The 18,177-nt window shown below is 40.4% G+C and carries 14 protein-coding genes and 1 pseudogene; 3 read left to right on the plus strand and 12 right to left on the minus strand.

The window, feature by feature from the left end; genetic code table 11:
• Window positions 1-119: 119 nt before the first annotated feature.
• Window positions 120-266 (minus strand): hypothetical protein, encoded by a 147-nt coding sequence (locus tag FXW07_RS03435; RefSeq protein WP_229393757.1) that lies wholly within the window; start codon window positions 264-266, stop codon window positions 120-122.
• 534 nt (window positions 267-800) lie between these two features.
• On the opposite strand from FXW07_RS03435, the gene FXW07_RS03440 reads away from it, so the two are divergent.
• Window positions 801-1,274, plus strand: coding sequence for a response regulator (locus FXW07_RS03440; RefSeq protein ID WP_229393758.1), 474 nt, complete (start codon window positions 801-803; stop codon window positions 1,272-1,274).
• A 199-nt stretch (window positions 1,275-1,473) separates the two neighbouring features.
• Here the strand turns inward: FXW07_RS03440 and FXW07_RS03445 are convergent, their stop codons facing one another.
• The 3 genes from FXW07_RS03445 to FXW07_RS03455 all read right to left on the minus strand — a co-directional run bounded on the left by FXW07_RS03445 (window position 1,474) and on the right by FXW07_RS03455 (window position 2,729).
• The gene (locus FXW07_RS03445) at window positions 1,474-1,728 is read right to left on the minus strand and encodes a hypothetical protein (RefSeq protein WP_229393759.1); all 255 of its coding nucleotides are present in this window, start codon (window positions 1,726-1,728) and stop codon (window positions 1,474-1,476) included.
• A gap of 149 nt (window positions 1,729-1,877) precedes the next feature.
• Window positions 1,878-2,237 (minus strand): helix-turn-helix domain-containing protein, encoded by a 360-nt coding sequence (locus FXW07_RS03450; RefSeq protein ID WP_048119140.1) that lies wholly within the window; start codon window positions 2,235-2,237, stop codon window positions 1,878-1,880.
• Between the two features lie 36 nt (window positions 2,238-2,273).
• Window positions 2,274-2,729 carry a MarR family transcriptional regulator gene (locus FXW07_RS03455; RefSeq protein ID WP_229393794.1) on the minus strand — a complete coding sequence of 152 codons (456 nt, stop codon included), beginning with the start codon at window positions 2,727-2,729 and terminating at the stop codon, window positions 2,274-2,276.
• Between the two features lie 495 nt (window positions 2,730-3,224).
• Between FXW07_RS03455 and FXW07_RS03460 the strand changes: the two genes are divergently transcribed.
• Complete coding sequence (locus FXW07_RS03460) at window positions 3,225-4,736, plus strand: AAA family ATPase (RefSeq protein ID WP_346655623.1); 1,512 nt, start codon at window positions 3,225-3,227, stop codon at window positions 4,734-4,736.
• 81 nt (window positions 4,737-4,817) lie between these two features.
• Window positions 4,818-6,500 (plus strand): VWA domain-containing protein, encoded by a 1,683-nt coding sequence (locus FXW07_RS03465; protein ID WP_229393761.1) that lies wholly within the window; start codon window positions 4,818-4,820, stop codon window positions 6,498-6,500.
• Between the two features lie 226 nt (window positions 6,501-6,726).
• Here FXW07_RS03465 and FXW07_RS03470 read toward each other — a convergent pair whose 3' ends face one another.
• The 8 genes and pseudogenes from FXW07_RS03470 to FXW07_RS03505 form a co-directional block, all read right to left on the minus strand.
• A complete protein-coding gene (locus tag FXW07_RS03470) occupies window positions 6,727-8,133 on the minus strand; it encodes an MATE family efflux transporter (RefSeq protein WP_229393762.1) in 1,407 nt (468 codons plus the stop codon).
• A 21-nt stretch (window positions 8,134-8,154) separates the two neighbouring features.
• Complete coding sequence (locus tag FXW07_RS03475) at window positions 8,155-8,649, minus strand: MarR family transcriptional regulator (protein WP_229393763.1); 495 nt, start codon at window positions 8,647-8,649, stop codon at window positions 8,155-8,157.
• 1,109 nt (window positions 8,650-9,758) lie between these two features.
• Entirely contained in the window at window positions 9,759-10,994 is a 1,236-nt protein-coding gene (locus FXW07_RS03480; protein ID WP_229393764.1) for an ABC transporter permease, read from the minus strand.
• A 34-nt stretch (window positions 10,995-11,028) separates the two neighbouring features.
• A complete protein-coding gene (locus FXW07_RS03485; RefSeq protein ID WP_229393765.1) occupies window positions 11,029-12,426 on the minus strand; it encodes a COG1361 S-layer family protein in 1,398 nt (465 codons plus the stop codon).
• A 387-nt stretch (window positions 12,427-12,813) separates the two neighbouring features.
• Window positions 12,814-13,704, minus strand: a pseudogene (locus tag FXW07_RS03490) (ABC transporter ATP-binding protein); the annotation flags it as partial.
• Between the two features lie 1,152 nt (window positions 13,705-14,856).
• Complete coding sequence (locus tag FXW07_RS03495; protein WP_229393766.1) at window positions 14,857-16,092, minus strand: ABC transporter permease; 1,236 nt, start codon at window positions 16,090-16,092, stop codon at window positions 14,857-14,859.
• Window positions 16,093-16,431: 339 nt separating this feature from the next.
• Window positions 16,432-17,769, minus strand: a complete 1,338-nt coding sequence (locus FXW07_RS03500; protein ID WP_229393767.1) for a COG1361 S-layer family protein — start codon at window positions 17,767-17,769, stop codon at window positions 16,432-16,434.
• Between the two features lie 9 nt (window positions 17,770-17,778).
• A partial coding sequence (locus FXW07_RS03505) for an ATP-binding cassette domain-containing protein (protein WP_229393768.1) occupies window positions 17,779-18,177 on the minus strand: 399 nt, incomplete at its 5' end.

Genomic DNA, 18,177 nt, shown 5'->3' on the forward strand with positions numbered 1-18,177 from the left:
TTCCGGGAAAGAGAATACAGAATGAAAAAACAGCTTGAATGGCCAACAGCAAAGAAATAAGAAAGCCAGATGCCCAGGAAAAAACTCGTATCTGGCAGAAAACTGTTTTCCCGGGTTATTTAAGAAATCCTGAAATCTTCCGGACCGCCAAAGTTTACTTCTTTTTCTTTAAAGACGAAGGCGCCCTCATATTCTTCCGGCACCTTTTTCCCGAGATCTCTTTGAATTTTGCCAGACAGTACTATTGAAATTTTTAATTGGATCAAAATATCCCTTGCCCCCGGACAAAGTTCTTCCCCTTCGACATGGACAGGGCCAGCTTAAAGTTCCTATTCTTTTGTAAGTACCATACGGGGTGGGTTATATACCTTAATTTATATAGGATTCAATGCAGGAAGCAATAGAGAAGTTTGCCTTCTTTCCCAGGTTTGTGAATAATTATTGAAATCGTAATTATTAAAATCGTAATTATTAAAATTGTAATTAGTAAAATTGTGATTAGTAAAATTGTAATTAGTAAAATCGTAATTAGTAAAATCACAATTATTGAAATCATAATTATTAAAATCATAATTAGTAAAATCACAATTACTAAAATTATAAGTATTGAAATCGTAATTATTGCAATCACAATTATTGAAATTTTTGAATTGCTTTCATAACTTAGAGATCGAATGTGTTTGAATGCTTCTGTTCCGGCCTATAATTTCATTGACAGATTGGAGGATTTAAGCCTTAAATAGTTAGGAGACCTGTTTCAAACCCAGTTCTCCGAAGCTGAATAAAGGTGTAACAGTAATATGGTAGAAGGAAGAATTCTGGTTGTTGAGGACGATCATATCGTTGCAATGGGAATACGGATAATGCTGAAGAATCTGGGACATATTGTTACGGGTGTAGTTTCATCCGGAGAGGAAGCTATTAGCAAAGCTGAAAGCACCCGACCTGATCTTGTGCTTATGGATATTATGTTAAAAGGTAACCTGAATGGTATAGAAGCATCAAAGGAGATAATTACCAGGTTCGGTATTCCAGTTGTTTACCTTACTGCCTGTTCGGACCGCCAGCTTCTCGAACAGATCTGGAATGTGGGGTCTGGATGTATTGTGAAACCTTTTGATGAAAAAGATCTGGAAAAAAGCATTGATATCGTTCTTTCGCGGTGCAGGTTAGAGGAAAAGGATGTGAAAGAAAACTCGCAAAAGCCTCAAAATGATTCAGAAAAATTCAGGAATGCTTCGGGTTACCTGCCCGTTCTCAAATGTTTAAAGTAAACTTTCAGGCAATGTGCCGAGTTATGTAAAATTACAAATTGTATGAGAGTTAAATATAAAATTCCACATGTTTTAAGGGTGGATACAGCACTATCTCAGCATCATCTGTACCAATTTTCGTTATCTGTAAATTTAGTTATCTCATCCCACCATGCCATTCAACCACTATTATATATACCATACTGTCAATGCAAGGCGATTAGAGAACCAGGAAAGCTGCTCCAGAACAGTGTAAGGAATACCCAAATGGATTGGGAACGTTAAGCCAGGGAAAGCCGGAAGCGTAATAGCTCTCAAATATATCCCGCTTATAGATTTTATATTGTTTTCTTACACCTGCGGAACGCGGGGAAGGGTCTGGGGACTTGTTCTCAAAAGAGAAAGGAATGAACCAGGAAAGCTGCTCCCTTAAAACTGACCCAAAAGGCGAAGAATTAAGGGAGAGGTAGTTCACAAGATTGGAGAACTTAGAATTAAACCAGTACCTGTAATTCTGGAATATAGTGTCAATTTTATAATAATTAAAAACAGGTTAAATTAAATAATACCTCAGGTTACATTAAATCTTTTTTAAAGTCTCATACATTTTCCTGCTTATATTTCTTAGACCCGTACTTTTAATTTGCGAAAACTTCCCACTGAAAATCCATTGGTTGCAGGACTCAAGGCGTTAAGTTCATTTGCAGTCTCGCTTAGAGAAAGCATAAAGTCAGTCCTTATCCTGAAAATGAGCTCTTCAGGCTCTACGCAGCAAAAAAGTGTTGGTTCACCCTCGATTATCCGGACATACCCCTTCTTCTCCATTCCTCTGAGCGTTCCATAAACTTTAGATCTGGGGACTCCGGAACTTTCTGCAATTTCACTGGCTCGCGCTTGCTTAAGGCAGACAAGTACTGCGTAGATTTTAGCTTCATTTCTGGTAAAACCCAGCTTTTGAAGATTTTCTATAATTTTACGAGTCACTACCTCCTCCTCCTTTCATCGACCTTATAATTAGATTTATTTAATTTGTTGACTAACCGCCTTTCTTAAAATCCTCACCATTATCTCGAGACTCAGAACATAGTCCTCTATATCCTTTTCATCTACAAGCTTAAGCAGCTCATCGACGATCTGGTTAGAATAATTATAACACTCTAATCCCTTTTCAGTCAGAGAAACAAGCACTTTCCTTCGGTCTTCAGGGTCAGTTTTTCGAAATACCAACCCTTTTTTCTCCAGATCATCAACCATTCGAGTGAGGCTACTTTTATCCATACCTGTATACCTTCCTATGGTTGAGGGCATGATTTCACCTTCCATACCTATGATCTTGATTACCACGGGCTGATTCTTGCTTAGATTTTTGAATTTGCTAATGATTTTCTTCTGAAAAGTTTGTTCAAAAATAAAATTGTCAAGAGCATCTCTTTCCATCATCAGAAGAATTATTTTCTTCAGGGTTGCTTCATCCATTTTATTCACTGTTCCTTTTTACACCTGATTTTGCAATCAAAAGCATATTCTCAGGGAGTAATTTCCGAATATAATGAATTATAATAATATTGATTTTTCAATTATACAAAATTAAATAATTGAAAAATCAATAGTTGATAAATCAACAATATCGTGAACATATTTAAGCTTCACGGTTTACATACACACAAAAAATGTATAAGGTACAAAACTGATTCTTTGTTTTGTGAAAAATCTAATTTTATGTTCCTCTGAACTCAAAAAACTCGTTAAGAAAGAGTCAATTGGAAGAAAAAGATGCAGAAATCTTTTAAAACACAAAATAAGAAGTTATATTTCTAGAAACTAATTTTTCAGAAGGCCAAATACAATTAAAAGGTTTAAAATAGAATCAGACTAAAGACTTAAAACCTGGCTGCAAATTGATTTTATCCTGATCTACCCCAATATCATCCTTTACCTGGAGGTCTGGCCCTGAAAGAAAAGCTTATTGAGATCAAATCCGCATTTATGGCCTATTTTAAAGAACGAGAAACCGAGATCAATGGCTCTCTTCTTGCTGTGCTGTCCGGGGAAAACCTCCTTTTTCTCGGGCCGCCTGGAACGGCAAAAACCCAGCTTGCAAAAAATATCTGCCAGTCAATCGAAAACGGAAATTTCTTCAATTATCTCCTGACGAGTTTTTCCACCCCTGAAGAGCTATTTGGCCCACTCTCCTTAAAAGCCCTGGAAGAAGACGAGTTCCGCCGGAAAATCGATGGCTGCCTCCCAACTGCGCATATTGCCTTGCTGGACGAGATTTTCAAAGCAAGCAGTGCGATCCTTAACAGCCTCCTGACAATCCTCAATGAGCACAAATACCATAACGGTAGAGAACTTGTAGACGTGCCTCTGCTTTCGGTTTTTGGGGCATCCAATGAGCTTCCTGACGAAAATGAGAGCCTTGAAGCCCTTTATGACCGCTTTTTATTCAGGTACAGGCTCTCCTACATTCAGGACGATGAGAATTTCCGGGACCTCCTTTTCAGGAGCCCTGACGAATTCGAACCTGCTGCAAGCCTCAGGGTTTCCGCAATATACGAACTCCGAGCACGTGCAAAGGATATGCCTGTTGACCCTGACGTTGAGGTCATTATAACTGAACTTAGAAAGAGCCTTCAGCTCCAGGAAATTGAAATCTCGGACCGGCGCTGGAAAAAAGTTATTCAGGTCTTGAAGGTTGCAGCCTGCAGCAGCGGATGTCCGACCGTGGACAGGACAATGGTGCTCCTGCTTCAGCATATGCTCTGGAATTTGCCCGAAGAGCGGGAAACCATAAGAAAAATCGTCTTTGAATTCGTAATTTCAGGTGGAATTAGCACGGAAAAACTTCGCCAGGAAGCCGAAGACCTTCAGGCTGCGGTAAGCATCGCCCTGAAAAACGAACTTCCGGTAAAAATCATCTGCGACAGTTGCGGAGAAGAATTCCGGCTGAGACAGGAAATCGAAACCCACCATATTTCCCACCCGAATCACAGCTATACTCTTAAAATGGAAGGGCCTTCAAGGATCTATCCCTATGACAATCTTGTGAAAGAAATTGATTCGCTCCAGGAAGCCGCTGGAAAAACGAACACACTGCCCCAGGCCCAGAAAGAAGTTTTTGAAACTGAATTGAAAGCTCTGTCCGATCGTGTGGAACGTGTAAAACACAGGCTTGAAGCAGAGCGGGAACTTCTCAAAAACCTGATGGATGCAAATATCTGGCTCTCGACGCTTGATAGAAACGAATCTCTGCTCCTTCATGATACCCGAAGTACTGAACTATCCGAGCTCAATGATCTTATCTCAAAAAGCCGGTTAATGCTCGGAATTCATAGCAAGCAAGCACAACCTGAACCCCAATCTGAACTTCAGCCTGCAAAAGAAGCAGGAAAAAGAGAAATGGAAAAAATTTCCGTGCCTGATTCGGGCAGCGGTGTCAATAGTTTTATGAAAGGGATTGGCTCCCGGTTCAAATTCAGATAAAAAACCCGGACCAGATAGCTTAAAAACAGGTATCTTTAAACAAGAAAACCTAAAATCAGACAATCTAAATGAGGTTTTGATATGGAAGGCTCTAAGGATTTCCCAAATAATCCAGTTGCAGCCTCATATGAAACTTACTCCTTTTCAGAAAATAAAGCCTCAGGAAACAAAGGCTTGCGGGATTTGCTTCTGCTCCAGAATCAGACTGTGACCGTGCTGGAACGGGATCTTAGGAGCACAATAGCCTTTCCTCGAACTATCCCCCGCCCAATGCGAGAAAAAATAGCTGAAATCATAACCCTTGAGGTCCTCTTTGGCCAGCCTTATGAGATAAAGGATCCTGAAAGGTTTATTGAGACTTTCGGAGCTTTTTACCCAATCCTTCTTACTCTGAGAAACTCAAAACCCTGGCCTAAACTCCGAAAAATTGCAAAAAAAAGCAGAGGAGCCGGAATTGCAGGCTTGAAAATCCTCCTGCCTCTTATTTATGAAATCCTGGAACGCTTTTCAGAATCAAACAGTATTTCAGGTGCAGGATATCTTAAGGAACTTGATGCCGGAATGGCTGAGATCCTGAGGCAATTTGAAGAAATCCTTAAAGAAACCCTCCTCATGTGGGGGAATTCGGGATCTACAGAGTTTTCAGGCAGGAAAGACTGGGCAATTAGAAATTCCGGAGAATTTGCCCTTGTCGATGCTGTTCTGGCATTCATGCAGAAAGGCGGGTACCAGGAGTTTCTGGAAAGAGTTATGGAAGGACTATACCGGAGAATGAACGAATTCGTTACGGAAATGGAAGAAAACCTGGAGCTATTTGATACTCTTGCCCTGCTTTTTCCCCAGCGTAACTGGAGTTATTCCGTAAAAGAGCTTAAAAAAGAGCCATTCTATGTGCAGCTTAAAATGCTTAAAAACTATTCGGCTTTCTTTGAAAAAAGCCCTGACCTGAAAAAAATCATAGATTTCATAGGCAGGCGGGAATTTGACCCGCCCTCGGACCGCATACGCCTTTCACCTTTTGGAAAAAATCGGATTCAGACCGTGCGCTTTTCCGACTCTATCAATAACCTGCTGCCCATGGAAGCCGCAAAACTCCTGAATCCCTCCCTGAAAAAGAAGTTCTATGCGGACATGCTTGAAGGAAAACTCCTGAGCTACCAGCTCCTCGGAAAGCACTACACAGGCCCTCCCCGCATAAAACCCAGAGGCCCGATGATCGTGCTTGTGGATACCTCCGGGTCGATGCACGGAGCTCCCCAAACTTTAGCTAAGTCTGCTGTGCTGGCAATGGCAAAAAGGATGCTTTCTCAGCAGAGGGACATGAAAGTTATCCTTTTTGCCTCGACAAGCCAGCACCTGGAAATCGAACTCAGCAGCAGGAAAAAAATGTCAGAAAAGTTCCTGAATTTCCTTCTTTATACTTTCGGCGGAGGAACTGACTTCAATACCGCCCTTGCTTCAGGCCTTAAGTCCCTGAAAGAAAAGGATTTTCAGGGTGCAGACCTGCTCTTTATAACCGATGGCAAGTCCGAAGTTTCTGACGAACTGGTCCTGGCCCGCTGGGAAGAAGCAAAAAAGAAGTATAACGCAAAGGTCTATTCGCTGATCGTAGGCAGTAGCGGAGCAGGAGGGCTATCTGAAATCTCGGATTATATTTATTTTGTAGAAATGGAAATGGATTCTGAGGGCAGCAGTGAGTTTGTGAGACTAATCAAATTTACAGAAGAGAAAAACACGAAAGCTACAGATTCCAATAAAGCATGAAGTTAAGAAAAGATTACGAAGAAATAATTACGAAGAAAAGGTTACGAAGAAATAATTACGAAGAAATAATTACGAAGAAAAGGTTACGAAGAAAAAGTTACGAAGAAAAAGTTACGAAGAAAAGGTTACGAAGAAAAGGTCAAGAGGAAAAGGTTAATTAAGAAAGGGTTGAGAACTCTTTCTTTCTTTTCGATTTAATTTCCAACCTTAGTTCCGCAATGAAATATCAGATAGGTGACATTTTATCTGCAGTTTCTGACCCTGCGCCTTTTTTTGAAGAATATTTACTTTCTTTGAAGATCCTGTATCCCTTTAGAAGCAGAAACCCGGACAGCATAAATGCCAGAAAGTCCGACACCGGAAAAGCCGCCCAGACTCCCTCCAGCTGATATAAACGGGGGAGGAGAACAACAGCAGGGATTAGAAAGAGGAGCTGTCGGCTAATGGAAAGAAGGAAAGCGGGTTTTGCTTTTCCCAGGGCCTGATAAAGGGTTGAAGTAATTACATTCATACCTATCAAAGGCGTTCCGAGCAACATAACCATTATAGCGTTTTTCCCAAGCTCCAGATATTCCGGATCTGTACTGAATAACCCGAGAAGTTGTTCTTTTAAGAAGTAAATAATAACTAATCCAAGAAGCCCAATGGTCGTTGTCGCTGCGAGCGATAATTTCACAGCTTCGACTATTCTTTCATATTTTTTTGCTCCGTAATTGAACCCAACAACCGGTTGCAGCCCAAAAGCCATACCCAGAAGGGTCATGAAAATGAAAGAATTAATCTTCATTACCACACCATAAACGGCAATTGCAACGTCTCCTCCGTAAGTTGCAAGTGCATTATACACGAAAATCATCATGATGCTGTTCGCGCTTTCCATCACAAAAGACCCGGTACCAATGGCTCCAATTTCCTTAATAATTTCCAAATCGGGTTTCAAGGTTTCTGACCTGAAATGAACAGCCCCTTTTCCTTTAATATAGTATAGCAGGAGCCAGATCGAAGCTACGGTCTGTGAAATTACGGTTGCAATTGCAGCGCCTTCAACACCCATCCCGAAACCAAACATGAAAACGGGGTCAAGGAAAATATTGAGGCCGCCTCCTACAAGCATAGCATTCATTGCAAGACGGGCATTTCCTTCAGACCGGACAATATTCTGAGTAGCCACTCCAAAGACAAAGACAGTTCCTCCCAGTATTATATATTTAAGATATTCTCTGGCATAAGGAAGAACTCCAGGAGTTGCTCCAAAAACCTTCAAAATCGGATCAAGATAATAAAGGCAGGGAACGGCTATAAGCACACTTAATATTAAACTCAGGGAAAAAACATTTCCAAGAACTCTTTCGGCTTTTTCATTTTCCTGGGCTCCAAGGGCACGCGAGATTATGGAAGAACCACCTGTCCCGAGCACAATCCCAAAAGCCATAATTATCATCTGAATTGGAAAAGCTATAGAAAGCCCGCCTATAGCCTGGACACTGTCTGCTCCATAGACCATTCCTACATAAAAAGTGTCCACAACATTATAGATAGCCTGCACAAGCAATCCGATGACTATAGGAATTGAAAGCTTAAACAGAAGCTTTCTTATGTTATCTTTACCAAGAAACTCGCTTTTTTCATCCATATTTTTCATCTCTACCGTTTTTTATTTCATGCCATCAGGTCTGTCCGATGGAGGCTCGACCCCAGGCTCAAAAAGTTTAATCACAGATTTATGAATGAGTAGCCTGAAAATTTTTTTTTCTTCAAAGGTAAAATCCGAAAAGAGAAGATCCATAAAAGAAGCCTGCTTTTTAAAAATTATAGATCTCATTTCCTTGCCTTTATCAGTCAGGTAAACCTTGTAAGCTCGAAGGTCTTTTTCGTCCCTTTCTCTGTAAACATAACCTTCTTTTTCCAGATTATGGATCGCTCTGGCAATTGTTGCTTTGCTCAATTTCAGGGTTTTTGCAATGGTTTCCTGTGAGACTCCATCTTTGTGGTACAAAAACAGTAAAAACTCAAACTGTCCGCTTCCGACCCTGTAAGCTTCGAGTTCCTTTGCCATGTATGCCAGATTGCTCCGGTAGGTGTGGGCAATTGGACCTAATATGTCTCTAGGGTCTATTTCCTTTAAGTTAATTTCTCTAAAATTTTCCATAAATTTATCCTTCACATTTTAGGAACTGAGTGATTGGTGTCGAAATTGAAGATATTGAAGTGATAGTTGCATATAAAACAGATTTATTGCCTGGAAGAGTTTATTTTTTGATCTTGTATAGCCCGTATTTCACTTTTTATGAGTCTGGACGTTTTGTACGAATATCAAATATATGCGTTAAATCGTTCCATATGACACTATCAGAGGCTTAATAGGTTTATGAGTATATAATAGTTTCGTATGAGACGAAATTAAAACGATAAATAATTACTTTTTAGATAAAATATCTAAACAAGAATAAACAATAAAGCTAGTATTTTTGAAGAGTTTGCAGTAATTTAGACTAATTGTAAACGATATAAAAAGAACATGAAAAACAATATCTTTAGCCTTAGATAATGGTGGTTTAAGTGATATTGTCTCACAAAAAACAATGAATAAAATCAATAAAATTTTACATTTGTGCATATAGCATAATATAGAAATTAATCCAATTTTCATAGATTACAAAAACATATTTCAGTTGCTTAAGAAACCAAATTAAAGATATCAATTTACAAATTTATCAACCAGTTAAAGCAATCTTCCGGAATTAGTACAATGCTAAATGATGAAATTATAGTAAAAAACACACGATACTAAAAACACACGATACTAAAAACACACGATACTAAAAACACACGATACTAAAAAACACACAAAGCCTGCTTTACCCGTAAAAATTAACTATATGTCCAGGGTTACTCAAGATTTCATTCAATCTTTACCTCCTGGATTTAGAGGATCTATTCTGAAAAGCAAAATCACGAATAATGCAGTTACAGTCCAGGTACCCCAAAAAAACGGATTTATGGCAATTTTTAGGAGTGCACCTATGATCACTAATATAACTCCCAATAACAGCAAAATTTGGGTCCTTTTACTCAACTGCTTTCTCTCCAGTTATCCATTTTTAAAATAAGCCAGTTTTCAAATAGGGTCAAGGCAGTAAAATTAGTTTTCACAAAATCTCGATACCAAAAAATAGGGAATTAAGAAAGGAAATTGACCCTCTTTTCCATTTCCTTTTTATTCCATTTCCTTTCTATTCCATTTAATTTATTTTCCGTTTATTCATATCTCAGTGCATCTACTGGTTTTAACTTTGAAGCCCTGTATGCAGGGACTACTCCTGAGATCACACCGATTAAAACTGCCAGGACAAGCCCCATAGCCATTAGGTCAGGAGCAAAGTATATGCTTGAACTCCCTCCTCCTCCCATCATCTGCAAACCCAGCATAGGGAAGAGAGTTGAGACACAAGCTCCAAGAATATCTCCAAGGATACCGCCAACAAGACCCACCATTGCGGAATTAAAGAGGAAAATCATGAGGATATCCCTGTTTTTTGCCCCAATGGCTTTCATAGTCCCTATTTCCTTTGTCTTTTCAAGGACAGAGGTAAACATGGTATTGGCAATCCCGACAGCTCCCACAAGCAGTGACACAGCTGCAATGGCACTAAGGAAAAGCGTCATTGAACTCGTCATTTCAGTTACAGACTCTGCCATAGATTTAGAAGCTGAAACCGAAAAGTCTCTATCATCATCACTGACAATGTGCCTTGAGATCATGAGCTTATCCACAATATCTTCTGTCAGGCTGTCTACTGCATCTTCGTTCTTAGCTTTTATAGAAATGGAATCATAAACACCATTTTCTGCATCATCGATCAGGGTTACTGCTCCATCGATAGGCATGTAGATACTTCTGTCACCTTCACCTTCTTCTGACAGAATCCCAACAACACGCACTGCTTTACCATTTATAGTTATTACCTGGTTAACTCCGACGTCCTGATCATAAATTCCACTTGCAACGCCACTTCCGATGACTGCGACATACTTGTCAGATGGCTCAAGCAATCTTCCGGACTGTGTCGTTAAAGTGGTCATATATTGCCAGACCTGTGGGTCTACACCTGTGATTGAAAGGGTTGCGTTTTGCGCTGCATATATCACTGGCACACTGCCGCTAATCTCACCTTCTATATATGATATATTATTCAACCCTTGAAGTGCCGCAATATCAGTATCAGTTAATTCAACATCTGTTGTCGTACCTCCCATTCCTCCGGGCCCAGGCATATTCGAGGATGCTTTGGTATAACCAGGGCTTATTGTAATTTTTGTCAGATCCATCTCGGAAAGCCTGCTCTGAACCTGCTCTTGCATAGCGTCCCCGAGGGAGAGGATGCCGACAACAGATCCGATCCCTATAACTATCCCGATAATGGTCAGCCAACTTCGGAGCTTACTGTGTACTAGCATGTTCAGACCCATTTTCAGGTAGGTTGATTGTCTCATCTTGCATCCTTCCATTTGCTAGTGATACTTTTTTTTAGATCTTCTGGTCTTCAGGCTTTTTGTACCCGGCTTTTTTTGCTTTCATTGCCTGTATCTTTTCGTGTATCTTCCTGCGATAAACGAATACTCCACCTGCAAGGACAAGCAGGCCAATGTATGGCAGGTACGAACTAATTCCACCGCTACTACCTGGGCCTCCCGGACCTCCTGCTGCAGTCATATTTCCTGATGTTGTAGTTTCGAGATTAACTTCTTTAGTAACAGTTTCCCTTTCCCCTTTTGCATCCGTATACTCAATCTGGACCTTCAGTGGATCGGAGGAACTCATAGAGGTTGAGCTTGCACCGCTAGCACTATCTTGTGAAGAATCTGGAGGCGTTCCTGGGCTATTTTCGGTTGTATTTCCTCCTGCACCACTCTGTGAATTCGAAACATCAAATGAAGCAATTGTGTAATCTCCTTTCTCCAGATTTCCTACAATTGTTGACGAACTTCCTGAAACTTTGTACCCATCTTGATCTGGAATGGATACTTTCACAGCATATGCTATGTTATTACCTACATTTGCAACTGAAAAGGAAGTCTCTCCTGCACTAGTTTCCGAGAATGAAACATCGAAATCCGTTGCTCCTCCTACAAAAAGTCCTGCTGTGGTCTGAATATTTTTCGAATTAGAGTCAGCATCTTCATACGAAAGATTCACATTCAAGGTATAAAGTCCCGGATCTGCATTCACATCGGCCATTACCGAGTAAGAAACGGTTACTGATTGACCTGCTTCCAGAGATTTGATGTGTTTTGTGTTATCAGAGTATACAGGCAAAACCACGCCTTTAGGATCAGTCCAGGAGAAAACCAGGTTTTTCAAAGATGAAGTCCCTGTGTTCGTAACAATAAACTCTAGAGGTTCTTCCTTTGCTATATCAATATCAGCCTTGCTTACGGTCACAACCTGAGCATATTCTTTACCCTGAACCTCTAACTGAACTGTTTTTGTAGTAGTGTAAGTCTTTTCATCAGACCCTGATCCACTCGTATAAGTGGTGACTATATCAAGATCATACGTGCCTTCAGATGCGTTGGAATCGGTCATGAGTTTGAATTTAAGAACTCCAGCATCATCATCTTCCTGTCTTGCATTTAGATAAGAGATACTTTTTTCAAGGTCTTCTCCGGAAAGTTTACTGAAAGGATATTCCGGATTGAGTGTAACCTTAATGTCTTTGAGGTTATTGTTTCCTATATTCTGCACGCTGAGAGTAAGTTCAACAGGCTCTCCAGGCCTGGCAGTATCAGGGTTTTGATTAGTTACATTTACCTGCACAGCGGCAGAGTTTATGTTACCGTTTGATGCTCCCAGCGCTGTGCCTGCTCCCAGGCATAGGAACGTTGAAAGCAGTAGTAAAAATGTTAGCAAAGAAAATTTTCTCATTTTTATTCCTCACTCCAGATCTGATTCTTTTTTTATACTTGGTTCATTTTCTGTATTTAGTTCGTTTTTCGTATCGGGTTCGTTTTTCGTATCGGGTTCGTTTTTCGTATCGGGTTCGTTTTTCGTATCAAGTTCGTTTTTCGTATCGGGTTCGTTTTTCGTATCAGGTTTATTTTTCATATAAGGTTCATTTTCTATACTTGGCTCGTTTTTCATATAAGGTTCATTTTCTATACTTGATTCGTTTTTTATACTTGGTTCGTTTTTTATACTTGGTTCGTTTTCTATACTTGGTTCATTTTTCTTATCAGGCTCGTTTTTCGTATCAGGCTCGTTTTTCGTATCAGACTCGTTTTTCGTATCAGACTCGTTTTTCGTATCAGGTTCGTTTTTAGAACGGGTCTCGATTTTTTCAATCTCACCGTCTCTTATGTACACAACCCTTGTTGCATATCTTACAAGTTCGACGTCATGAGTAACAATAATAATCGTCTTACCTTCTCTTTGGTKAAGCCCATCCAGAAAATCCAGAATATAATCACCAGTCTTGCTGTCCAGGTTTCCTGTRGGCTCATCTGCCAGGATTATAGGCGGGTTTACAGCCAGGGAACGRGCTATTGCAACTCTCTGCCTCTGTCCRCCTGAAAGCTGGGAAGGAAGGTTTCCTTTCTTATTTGAGAGTCCGACAATGTCAAGCAGGTATGAGGCTTTTTGTCGGGCCATTTGTCCATCATCTTCCTGAAATTCCATAGGTAAGAGCACGTTTTCTTCTGTACTGAGTGTGGAGAGGAGGTTAAAGCTCTGGAATATGAAACCAATCATCTGTCCTCGGATAATGGCGAGTTCGGATTCGTCAAGTTCTGAGATATCTTTAGAATTCAGGCAAACAGTGCCTTTTGATGGTATATCCAGGCAGCCCAGCAGATTCATCATYGTACTTTTTCCACTTCCACTGGGACCAAGAATGATCAGAAATTCACCTTCGTAAATTTCAAGATTTATTCCTTTAAGGGCTGCAAACTCAACYTCCCCCATCTGATAAATTTTCCACACATTGGTCAGTTTGATAAGAGGTTCATCTTTGTTTTGAGAGATCCTTGCCGCTTTGGAACTGCTAGTAGCACCGTTTCCGGAATCAAAGTAAGGATTGATTTTTAGATCCTCTTCGGAATCACTCTCAGATGAACCAGTGAAACTCGCTGCTTCTTCAAGCGAGTTTATAATTTTTGAGGGATTCAATATCGTTTTAAGAGAATCTATTATTCCAGTGAGTGTCATACAAAACCTCTAAAAGTTAGTCATATTTGAGCTTGACCTTTTCAAAGTAGCTTGAGTTTTTATTTTTCTGATGCATGATTTCCATCGTTTCCGTGACTGATTTTATGATGCAGTCGAAAGGTTTTTTGGTAAATTTTAAAGACTGAAATTCTATTTTCAGGTTGATATTAAATGTCCATTTTAGGAGTTATTTTTATGAGTTATGCTACTGCCTATCTGCCTAGTGGGTATAATCGGGTCTAATCAGATCACCTATATGATCCAATTAGACCTGTGGCTTGATTCGTTTTTGAGGCACCATCGAAATGCATAGTACCTCATTTTCTGGAGTGTAGTCTTTTTGCTGGCTGCCTCCTTTCGTTATTACAATGGAGAACACCTGGTTTTCAAGTGATAGACTTGATGTCCCTTGTGGCGAGGTCCTGTTTTTGGGTGTTCCGTTTCAGTTTTTTCTTTTCCACTGTAATTAACTAAATTGAGCAACTCTTACATGGGGTTGAAAACCTATCTGAGATAGGTGTTTGAGATGGGCAAAACACCTGTCTTATATAGGACATTTTATTTTCCAGCCGCTCAACAGGATTGGAGGCAACCGATCCCCTCATTGGCGTTTAATAATATAAGCATACTTAGCTAAAAACAGGGAAATCTAGAGAATTAATTTATCAATGAAGCTTTTCTAAGAGGTATTTTGTTAATTTAATCTTTAATTATTCTATAAACGTCAAATAAAATCTCAATAAAGTATTATTCGTGGGAAAATTTTTTTCAAAAGGAGCTTAAGGCCTAAAATAAGAGACATTTCCTTTGCCCCTGACAAATATTCCGAATGGCTGCTCAAAAACAAAGAAAAATGACCCTGCAATTAGAATTTCAGGACCCATTCCAGTGTCGCGTCAAGTCTCAATTGCTGGATAAAGAGGTCTTATACATGAGTCACGGATCAATTATGAAAAACGAGCACCTTTGCCTGTTTTTTAAAAAAATATAAAAGAACTTCCAAAGGTTATGACTTTTAACAACTTAGACCATAACCTTTTTTCCTTGCCAGCAGAAATCCACTGATTCCAGCAAAGCAGATAATAAGAAAGGGAATCAGCCCTTCCTTTTCTGGTTAGTCCTTCCTTTTCTGTTTATTCCTTCCGTTTCCATTTACTCGTACCTTAATGCATCCACAGGCTTTAATTTCGAGGCCCTGTACGCTGGCACTACTCCAGAGATCACTCCTATCAAAACTGCAAGAGTAAGGCCTTCAAGCATCAAAGAAAAGCTTACTCCACTACCCCCTCCAGTCATATCGCCTCCCATCATCATCTGGAGCCCAGATGAAACAAAGGATCCCAGAACAACTCCAAGGATACCACCAACAAGGCCTACCATTGCGGAATTAAAAAGGAAAATCATAAGGATATCCCTGTTTTTTGCCCCAATGGCTTTCATAGTCCCTATTTCCTTTGTTTTTTCAAGGACAGAGGTAAACATGGTATTGGCAATGCCTACGGCTCCCACAAGCAGGGAAACAGCTGCAATGGCCCCCAGGAAAAGCGTCATTGAACTCATCATTTCGGTAACAGATTCAGCCATGGACTTTGAAGCTGTCACGGAAAAGTCCTGATCATCTTTCTGGATAATGTGCCTTGAGACCATGAGCTTTTTTTCAATATCATCCGTTAGTTCGTCCACAAGATCTTCATTCTTGGCTTTTACCGTGATGCTATCATAAACATCGTCTTCGGCATCCTCAATAAGATCTACTGCTCCATCAATTGGCATGTAGATCCTTGAGTCATCTCCCATGCCTTCTTCTTCCAGGATTCCGACAACTCGCACGGATTTGTTGTTCACTGTTATTACCTGGTTGACTCCAATGTCGTGATCATAAGTTTCACTGGCAACACTGCTTCCTATGACTGCAACATACTTATCAGCCGGTTCAAGCAATCTTCCGGATTGTGTTTTCAGAGTAGTCGTATACTTCCAGACCTGAGGGTCAACACCTTTAATCGGTAGGGTTGCAGTTTCTCCTGCATATTTCACCCCCTCACTGCCGGAAATTTCTCCGGATATATACTGTATACTATCCAGACCCTGGAGTGCATCAATGTCATCGTCCGTCAATTCGGAATCTGTCGATGAAACACTTCTCATACCAGGAGGACCACTATTTACATTGGATGATGCCTTGGTATACCCCGGGCTTATTGTAATTTTTGTCAGATCCATCTCGGCAAGCCTGCTCTGAACCTGCTCTTGCATGGCGTCCCCTAAAGAGACAATGCCAACAACAGATCCGACTCCTATAACTATCCCGATAATGGTCAACCAACTTCGGAGCTTGCTATGCACAAGCATGTTCAGACCCATTTTCAGGTAGGTTGAGTTTCTCATTCTGCATTCTTCCTTTGTTTTGCTCTCAACCGTTGCGCCGGTTGATCACGCCGATAGGATTTGGGGATAAGTTCATAAAACTCAAATGGTCCTTGGGGTTTTCGGTCAAGCCTTTTCTGAAAAGGGTTGCGGGCAAGCCATTTTTCAAAAGGGTTGTAGTCATCTCCTTTTAGAGAAGGCTTGTGTTTCTAATCCCATGTGTTTCTAATCCCATGTGTTTCTAATCCCATGTGTTTCTAATCCCATGTGTTTCTAATCCCATGCCTGTATTTGTTAATGATGATCTCTTCTGTGATGCTGCTTATTCAGACTTTAGGAGTCTAAGGGGTTTTTTCCGGATTACTTATTTTTTCTGCCCTGCAGTTTTTCCTTGATTTTCTTCCTGTATACGAATGCTCCTCCTGCAAGAGCTATTATCACAATATAGGATAGGTATGACCCAAATCCACTACTCTTATTGCCTGACCCTCCTGATCCCTGTGCAGTCATGTTCCCAGAGTCCATTTCGAGCTTTACTTCTTTATCAACCTTTATTCGTTCTCCTTTTGCATCCGTATATTCAATCTGGACTTTTAGAGGATTAGAATCCATGGAAGTAGAAGTTATATTTTCGCTTTCATCGCTGGACTTTATATTGTCGGATGAGGATTCCGCATTCATAGCATCCTGCTGTGTGTTTGCAATGTTAAAAGATGCAATTGTATAGTCTCCTTTCTCAAGGTTTCCTACAATTGTTGAGGAACTTCCTGAAATCCTGTACCCATCCTGGTCAGGGATCGAGACTTTCACGGAATATGCCATGTTGTTTCCTACATTTGCAACTGAAAGAGAAATTTCTCCCTGGTCACTTTCCGAAAAAGAAACATCAAAGTCGGTTTCTCCACCAACGAAAAGCCCTGCTGTAGTCCGTATATTTTTTTCATTTGAATTATAGTCTTCAAAACTGAGGTTTACGTCCAGAGTATAAAGTCCAGGGTCTGCATTTACATCTGCCATTACCGAGTAAGCAACGGTTACGGAGTCTCCTGCAGCCAGATATTTGATGTACTTTGTGTTATCCGAATATACTGGCAAAATTATCCCTTTTGGGTCTTTCCAGGAAACCACCATGTTTTTCAAAGGTGAATTTCCGGTATTTGTTATTATGAATTCCAGAGGCTCTTCTTTTGCAATGTCAATACTTGCCTTATTTATGGTAACAATCTGAGCGTATTCCTTGCCCCTTACCTCGAGATGGATGGTTTTTGTAGTGGTAATCGTGTTTGACGAGGAGCCACTTTCTTTAGCAGTAGTGGTAATATCGATATCATATGTGCCTTCTGAAGCATTGGCATCTGTAATAAGCTTGAACTTAAGGACTGCTGCATCGTCATCATCCTGCCGTGCATTCAGGTAAGAGACCTTTTTTGTGAGATCTTCTCCGGAAACCTTACTGAAAGGATATTCAGGGTTAACCGTGACAGCAATATCTTTCAGGTCAGCGTTTCCTACGTTTTGCACGCTGACAGTGAGCTCAACAGGTTCTCCCGGACGGGCAGCATCAGGGTTCTGATTTGTCAGGTTTACCTCCAAATATGCAGATTTTATATCACCATTAGAAGCAAGTGCTGTTCCAGATCCGAGGCATATGAATACTGAAAACAATAGTATTATTTTTAGCAAGGAGAACTTTTTCATTTTAATTCCTCAACTCAGATTTTCTTCATTTTTTGTACCTCGTTCGTTTTTCATACCTGGTTCGTTTTTAGGACGGGTCTCGATTTTTTCAATCTCACCGTCTCGTATGTACACAACCCTTGTTGCATATCTTACAAGTTCGACGTCATGAGTAACAATAATAATCGTCTTACCTTCTCTTTGGTTAAGCCCATCCAGAAAATCCAGAATATAATCACCAGTCTTGCTGTCCAGTTTTCCTGTGGGCTCATCTGCCAGGATTATAGGCGGGTTTACAGCCAGGGAACGGGCTATTGCAACTCTCTGCCTCTGTCCGCCTGACAGCTGGGAAGGAAGGATTCCGTTCTTATTTGAGAGTCCGACAATGTCAAGCAGATATGAGGCTAATTCTCGGGCTATATTTCTATC

This window comes from Methanosarcina sp. DH1 (assembly GCF_020804205.1).
In the GTDB taxonomy this organism is placed as follows: Archaea; Halobacteriota; Methanosarcinia; order Methanosarcinales; family Methanosarcinaceae; genus Methanosarcina; species Methanosarcina vacuolata.